The organism is uncultured Pseudosulfitobacter sp. (assembly GCF_963976325.1).
Classification (GTDB): Bacteria; Pseudomonadota; Alphaproteobacteria; order Rhodobacterales; family Rhodobacteraceae; genus Pseudosulfitobacter.
In genome coordinates, this window is the sequence record NZ_CAXBJW010000025.1 from 1 (window position 1) to 2,502 (window position 2,502).

Sequence of the window (2,502 nt, forward strand, 5' to 3'; positions counted from 1 at the left end):
GCGTCCCCTTCGGAGATATTGGCCAGCAGCGCATCAACGCCGACGGTTTCGCCTTCGGCAGCAACGATATCGGCCAGAGTGCCCGCCACGGGAGAGGGCACTTCGACGGTGACCTTATCCGTCTCAAGCTCGCAGAGCATTTCGTCAACTGCGACGCTATCGCCCGGCTTTTTGAACCATGTCGCCACGGTCGCTTCGGTCACGGATTCACCCAGAGTAGGGACGCGTACTTCGCTTGTCATGGTTATTTTCCTTCGATGGTCAGCGCATCGTCAACGAGGGCTGCTTGTTGTGCTTTGTGTTGGGAGGCAAGGCCGGTTGCAGGCGAGGCCGAGGTGGCGCGGCCGACATAGGTCGGACGGGTGTGGGTGGCGTCAATGCGGCCCAGAACCCATTCGATGTTGGGTTCGATAAAGGTCCAGGCCCCTTGGTTCTTGGGCTCTTCCTGACACCATACCATTTCCGCATTCTTGAAGCGTTCCAGCTCTTTCACAGCGGATTGCGCGGGGAACGGGTAGAATTGTTCAAAACGCAAAAGGTAGATGTCGTCGATACCACGTGCGTCGCGTTCTTCCAGCAGGTCGTAGTAGACCTTGCCCGAACACATCACGACGCGTTTGATCTTGTCGTCTGCGGCCAGCGTCGTGTCCGAATTGCCCTGTTGTGCATCGTCCCACAGCACGCGGTGGAACGAGGAACCGGTGGTGAATTCCTCGGCCTTGCTGACAGCCAGTTTGTGGCGCAGTAGCGATTTCGGCGTCATCAGCATCAGCGGCTTGCGGTAGCTGCGGTGCAACTGGCGGCGCAGCAGGTGGAAGTAGTTCGCAGGCGTGGTGCAGTTCGCCACGATCCAGTTATCGCCGCCACACATGGTCAGGAACCGTTCCAGACGGGCAGAAGAGTGTTCGGGTCCCTGGCCTTCGTAGCCGTGCGGCATCAGGCAAACGAGGCCGGACATGCGCAGCCATTTGCTTTCGCCCGAGCTGATGAACTGGTCGAACATGATCTGCGCGCCGTTGGCAAAATCGCCGAACTGCGCTTCCCACAGGGTCAGCGCGTTGGGCTCAGCCAGCGAGTAGCCGTATTCAAAGCCCAATACCGCGTATTCCGACAGCATGGAGTCGATGACTTCGTATTCTGCCTGACCTTCGCGGATGTGGTTCAGCGGGTAATAGCGGTCTTCGTTTTCCTGATTGATCAGGGCCGAGTGACGCTGAGAGAACGTGCCACGGGCGGAGTCCTGTCCGGACAGACGCACCTTGTACCCTTCGGTCAACAAGGACCCAAAGGCCAGCGCCTCGGCAGTCGCCCAGTCAAAGCCTTTGCCGGACTTGAACATCTCGGCCTTGGCGTCCAGCAGGCGCGCGACAGTTTTGTGCAGCGGGAACCCGTCGGGCGCGGTGGACAGCGCCTTGCCGACATCGGTCATGGTTTCGGGCGCGATGGCTGTCTTGCCGCGCTGATATTTCTTTTCTTTCGCCTTATCGAGGTGCGACCACTTGCCATCCAGCCAGTCGGCCTTGTTGGGGCGGTATTCTTTGCCGGCCTCGAATTCGGTGTTCATCTTTTCTTGGAAGGCGGCCTTCATATCCTCGATCTCGCCCTCGGGGATCAGGCCGTCCTTGACCAGCCGCTCGGTATAGAGCGTCAGCGTGGTCTTTTGCTTCTTGATCTTCTTGTACATCACCGGGTTGGTGAACATCGGCTCGTCGCCTTCGTTGTGACCAAAGCGGCGGTAGCAGATCAGGTCGATGACCACGTCTTTCTTGAACTTCTGGCGGAATTCCGTCGCCACGCGGGCCGCGTGCACGACCGCTTCGGGATCGTCGCCGTTGACGTGGAAAATCGGTGCCTCGACCACCAGAGCGTTGTCGGTGGGGTAGGGGCTGGAGCGACTGAAATGCGGCGCGGTGGTAAAGCCGATCTGGTTGTTCACCACGATATGCATGGTCCCGCCGGTGCGGTGACCGCGCAGACCCGACAGCGCGAAACATTCGGCGACAACACCCTGACCGGCAAACGCGGCATCGCCGTGCAGCAATATGGGAAGAACGGAGGTGCGTTCCTTGTCGTTCAACTGGTCCTGCTTGGCGCGAACCTTGCCCAGAACAACGGGGTTCACGGCCTCAAGGTGCGAAGGGTTGGCGGTCAACGACAGGTGGACAGTGTTGCCGTCGAATTCACGGTCAGAAGACGCGCCAAGGTGATATTTCACATCGCCGGACCCGTCGACATCATCGGGTTTAAAGCTGCCACCCTGAAATTCGTTAAAGATCGCGCGATAGGGTTTCTGCATGACGTTTGCCAGCACGGACAGACGGCCGCGGTGCGGCATACCGATGACAACGTCCTGAATGCCCAGCTGACCACCGCGCTTGATGATCTGTTCCATCGCGGGGATCAGGCTTTCGCCCCCATCAAGGCCAAAGCGCTTGGTACCCATGTACTTGACGTGCAGGAATTTCTCGAAGCCTTCGGCCTCTACCAGCTTGTTCAGGATGG

Annotated in this window: 2 protein-coding genes; both read right to left on the minus strand. The window is 59.1% G+C overall.

The annotated features are described in order from the left end of the window. Positions 1 to 242: biotin/lipoyl-containing protein (locus AAC077_RS19755; protein WP_339773514.1), on the minus strand; the 242-nt coding region annotated here is incomplete at its 3' end. A 2-nt stretch (positions 243 to 244) separates the two neighbouring features. Then, positions 245 to 2,502 (minus strand): 2-oxoglutarate dehydrogenase E1 component (locus tag AAC077_RS19760; protein WP_339773517.1); only part of this gene is annotated, 2,258 nt, incomplete at its 5' end.